Source organism: Brevundimonas sp., from assembly GCF_013823285.1.
Taxonomy (GTDB): domain Bacteria; phylum Pseudomonadota; class Alphaproteobacteria; order Caulobacterales; family Caulobacteraceae; genus Brevundimonas.
Genome location: NZ_PNLV01000153.1, coordinates 1 through 4,134, shown reverse-complemented (window position 1 = coordinate 4,134; position 4,134 = coordinate 1). Strand labels below are relative to the sequence as shown.

Genomic DNA, 4,134 nt, shown 5'->3' with positions numbered 1-4,134 from the left:
TCAGGGCGGCGCGCAGCGCCCGCTCAGCCCCCGCCGCGTCCCCCGCCCCTGCGAGCGCCGCGCCGAACAGGTGACGGATGTCCGCCTCGCCCGGCAGCGTCGAGACCAGCGGGACGAGCAGATCACGGGCCTCCGCGAACCGCCGCTGGTTGAGCAGGGCCGCGGCCTGCTGCGCCCGCATGGCCTGATCCGGCGTCATCGGATGCGCTTGACCCCGGCGAAGGGATCCTGCTCCGCCTCGTCCTCCGAGAAGCCGAAGTGGGCGAACCCGGCCTTCATCTCGGGGCTCAGAGGCGCCTCCACGATCAGCTTGCCGCCGCCGGGATGATCCAGCTCGATCCGCCGGGCGTGCAGTTGCAGCTTGAGCGGCCCCGACAGCTCGTTCGACGCCTCGTTCCCGTATTTGGGATCGCCCAGGATGGGATGTCCCATGGCCTTCATGTGCGCCCGCAGCTGGTGGGTCCGTCCCGTGAAGGGCCGCAGCGCCATCCAGCTGGCCCGGTGGGCCGCCCGGCTGATGGTGGCGAAGGCGGTCTCCGCCGGCTCCGCGCCGTGCTCCTTCGGATCGGCGGGCCGCATGATCTCGAAATCGTTGATGCCGGACTTCTTCAGCGCCAGATCGATCTGTCCGGCTCCGGGCTTGGGCGCGCCCATGACGATGGCCCAGTAGGTCTTCTTCGCTTGCCGCCGGGCGAAGGCCCCCGCCAGCCGCTTGGCCGCCTCCGGCCCCTTGCCCAGCAGCAGCACGCCGGAGGTGTCCCGGTCCAGCCGGTGCACCAGCCGCGGCCGCTCCAGTCCCTCGCCCCAGGCCGACAGCAGCCGGTCCACATGCTTGGTGGTCTTGGTGCCGCCCTGCACCGCCAGCCCGGCGGGCTTGTTCAGGGCGATCACCATGTCATCCTCGAACAGCACCAGCGAGCGGGCGTAGGCCACGTCCCGGTCGCTCAGGGTCTGCCGCTCGCCCGGGGTCTTCTCCACAGGGTCGGGTATGGGCGGCACCCGCACGGCGGCGCCCGCTGTCAGCCGGTCCTCCGGCTTCACGCGCGATCCATCCACGCGGATCTGGCCCGACCGGGCCATCTTCTGCACCTGCACATGGGACAGGTGCGGCCAGCGCCGCCGGAACCAGCGGTCCAGACGGATGCCGTCCTCGGCCTCGGCCACATACAGGGTTTTCACTTCACGGCTCATGGCCGCCTTATAGGACGTCGCGCGCGCGGCGCCATCCTGGCTACCAGAGGCGCCGGGCGATCATCAGTCCTGCGAACAGGGCGGCGACCGACACCACCACCGACAGGCCCGCATAGCCCGCCGCCAGGCCCAGCTGGCGTCGCTCGATCATCAGGGCGGTCTCCATGGAGAAGGCGGAGAAGGTGGTGAAGCCGCCCAGCAGGCCGACCCCCAGCAACAGACGCAGCCGCTCATGGTCCACGCCCGTCCCGGCCTTCAGCGCCATCCAGCCGGCCAGCAGGCCCATCAGCAGACCGCCCACCACATTGATCATGAAGGTGCCTACGGGCCACGCCAGGCCCGGCCCCAGCCGTATGACCGCCAGTCCCACGGCATAGCGCGCCATGGCCCCCGCCGCGCCGCCTGCGGCCACCAACAGAAATCGTGTCATGATGCGAACCTACGCTGTTTCCGACTTGCCCGTGAAGGAGCTTGCACAATGCTGGATCTGATCCTCGCCGTCCTGCACCACATTCTTGTCTTCGGCCTGGTCGCCATGGTCGCGGCCGAAAGGGTCCTGCTGCGCGCGACGCCGACTCCCGTGGACCGGCTGGCCCGTCTGGACGCCGGGGTCGGCGGCGCGGCCATGCTGGTCCTGGTCGTCGGCGTCTGCCGCGTGATCTGGGGCGGCAAGGGCTGGATGTTCTATGAGACCAATCCCTTCTTCTGGGCCAAGATTCTCACCTTCGGCCTGATCGCCGCCGCCTCGATTATTCCGACGGTCCGCTTCATGGCCTGGCGTCGCGCCCGCAAGATCGATCCCGCCTTCCAGCCCGACCCCGCCGATCTGGTGAAGGTTCGCCGCGTGCTGACCCTCGAGGTGCTTCTGCTCCTGCCCCTGCTGGCCTTCGCCGCCGCCATGTCGAAATGGCCGTTCTGAGCTTTCTCAAAGTTCATTTGCCCCCCGACCGTTCGCCGATAGGGTTAATCCTGGTTCGCGCCCAGGGCGAAGCCGGATGGCCCGGCCCGGACTTTCATCGTAGAACCCTTGCGGAACAGGGTTTGGGGAACAGGCATGTCGCAACAGGATTCGCATGAGCCGACGCCGGCGCCGCCTGTGCCGGAGCCGACCGTGGAGCCCATGGCCCATCCCCTGCATCAGCCCGCGCCGGTGATGGGCGCCGTGGCGACCCCGCCCCCGCCGGGCGCCGCCGACCGGCCTGACCGCGAAGCGCCGGCGCCCTTGCGCGATCCCGACGCCCGGCAGACCCGCTCGCGCGACGGCATCGACCGGCCGATCCAGGAAAGCGAGTATTTCTCCAACGATCCCGCCGCCATCCAGCACATCTCGGATCACATCGACGAGTATTTCAACCAGCCCCTGGACATCTTTCCCTTCTGGGAGAGCGACGGAAAGCCGGACCGCTTCCACGTCCTGTTCCATCGCCAGATCCAGGAACGGTTTCCGGTGGAGTCCGACATGCGCGGGCGCATCCACCGCTACGGGCGCTCGGTGTTCGGGCGTCTGTGCACCCATGTGGCCATCAAGCGCATGAATCAGGCGCTGGCCCTGATCGCCTTCACCCTGCTGGCTACGCTGGGGCCGACCTGGTTCACCGACTGGACCGGCACAACCACCGCCGGGGTCGCCATGGCGGCGATCGCCATGGTGCTGTCGGTGGGGATTTACTGGGGCCTGAACGCCATCCTGTTCACCCAGTACCGCTTCAAGCTGGAGAACGACTCGTACGAGTTATCGCGCGAGATCGTTCAGCGGACCCGCGAGTTGCAGAACCTTTTCACCAACGCCCGCGCCGTGGCGGATCAGGCCGAGACCCAGTTCCAGACCGACGGCAAGGGCTGGGGCCAGCGCGCCATGTACCTGACCCGCCTGACCATGTGGCTGGGCGCGCGCATGGAGTATCTGGAGAAATTCGTCCAGATGGAGCTGTGGCGGGTGCGGCGCGAGCGCTACTGGATGCGCTGGTTCAGCCGCTTCATGACGCCGCTGGTGTTCCTGCTGTGGCTCTGGCTGTTCGCCATGCAGGCCGTTCTGGGAGTCAACGAAACCGAGTTCCGCATCCTGCAAGGGCTGGCCATTGTGCTGGGCGCCGGGGTGTCGTGGATGTCCTACTTCCTCTGGCAGACGCCGGTGGCCGCCATTCAGGACAAGCTGGGGATCGAGGGCTGGGTCCGCTACGCCTCGCTCGACGTGGACAACGCCGTGGCCGATCAGGTCCGCCGCGACAAGGAACGCCTGGTGGAATATCGCAATCTCACGCGGGGCCGCATCTAGAAGCGGGCGCGAAGGGAGTCCCGAACGCTCCGGGCGTCATAGACTTCGGGACGGTCCGGGCGCGGGCCGTCGCCGGTGCGGACCTCAAGAACCGTCGTGGTCGGCTGATCGCCCGAGATGTTCAGGCCCAGGCCGACACCGACGCCCGACGTGCGATAGCCGCCGTAGCTGCCCGATCCGGCGCCGATGGACACGTTGGGCCGCACGCCGCCCTGGCTGGCGCGCCCGTCAATCCAGCGCTGGGTCACCTCGAACCACTCATCGCCGTTCTGAAGCGTCAGTTCGGCCGCCCGCAGCAGGGCGTAGTCCGACACCGGGCCAGGATCCCCGACCCCCCTGTAGGTGACGCGCCAGCGGTCGCTCTCGATGCGCTGTTCGGAATAGCCCTGCCCTGAAGCGCCCATCTGCGGCCCATAGGGCGACAGGCTGGCGCAGGCGGCCACCAGCAAGGCTGCGGCCGACGCGACGATGACAAACGGACGGATCATGACGGACTCCCTCTTTCACAGCAGAAAGCGAACGACGTGATCGATTGTTCCGGTCTGCATTTGCTCTAGAAGGCCGTCATGAGTTTCTCAGCGATCGTGGTGGCGGCGGGTTCGGGTTCGCGCGCGGGCGGCGCCAAGCAGTGGCGCGCCCTGGGCGGGCGGCCGTTGCTGGCGTGGTCG

The 4,134-nt window shown here is 68.3% G+C and carries 7 protein-coding genes; 3 read left to right on the top strand and 4 right to left on the bottom strand.

Translation table 11 applies throughout. The annotated features are described in order from the left end of the window. From C0461_RS13685 to crcB, 3 genes are all read right to left on the bottom strand, one after another. Nucleotides 1–199: hypothetical protein (locus C0461_RS13685; protein ID WP_292107779.1), on the bottom strand; the 199-nt coding region annotated here is incomplete at its 3' end. Then, entirely contained in the window at nucleotides 196–1,191 is a 996-nt protein-coding gene (locus C0461_RS13680; RefSeq protein ID WP_292107778.1) for an RluA family pseudouridine synthase, read from the bottom strand. The genes C0461_RS13680 and C0461_RS13685, both read right to left, overlap by 4 nt. Before the next feature lie 40 nt (nucleotides 1,192–1,231). Then, entirely contained in the window at nucleotides 1,232–1,621 is a 390-nt protein-coding gene (gene crcB, locus C0461_RS13675; RefSeq protein ID WP_292107777.1) for a fluoride efflux transporter CrcB, read from the bottom strand. 48 nt (nucleotides 1,622–1,669) lie between these two features. On the opposite strand from crcB, the gene C0461_RS13670 reads away from it, so the two are divergent. Both C0461_RS13670 and C0461_RS13665 read left to right on the top strand, forming a co-directional pair. Then, nucleotides 1,670–2,110 (top strand): DUF2214 family protein, encoded by a 441-nt coding sequence (locus C0461_RS13670; RefSeq protein WP_292107775.1) that lies wholly within the window; start codon nucleotides 1,670–1,672, stop codon nucleotides 2,108–2,110. Nucleotides 2,111–2,245: 135 nt separating this feature from the next. Beyond that, the gene (locus C0461_RS13665) at nucleotides 2,246–3,466 is read left to right on the top strand and encodes a hypothetical protein (RefSeq protein WP_292107773.1); all 1,221 of its coding nucleotides are present in this window, start codon (nucleotides 2,246–2,248) and stop codon (nucleotides 3,464–3,466) included. Here C0461_RS13665 and C0461_RS13660 read toward each other — a convergent pair. Further along, nucleotides 3,463–3,954, bottom strand: a complete 492-nt coding sequence (locus C0461_RS13660) for a hypothetical protein (RefSeq protein WP_292107771.1) — start codon at nucleotides 3,952–3,954, stop codon at nucleotides 3,463–3,465. The genes C0461_RS13665 and C0461_RS13660 overlap by 4 nt on opposite strands. 78 nt (nucleotides 3,955–4,032) lie before the next feature. On the opposite strand from C0461_RS13660, the gene C0461_RS13655 reads away from it, so the two are divergent. After that, nucleotides 4,033–4,134, top strand: a 102-nt coding sequence (locus C0461_RS13655) for a 2-C-methyl-D-erythritol 4-phosphate cytidylyltransferase (protein WP_292107780.1), incomplete at its 3' end; no start/stop codon positions are given.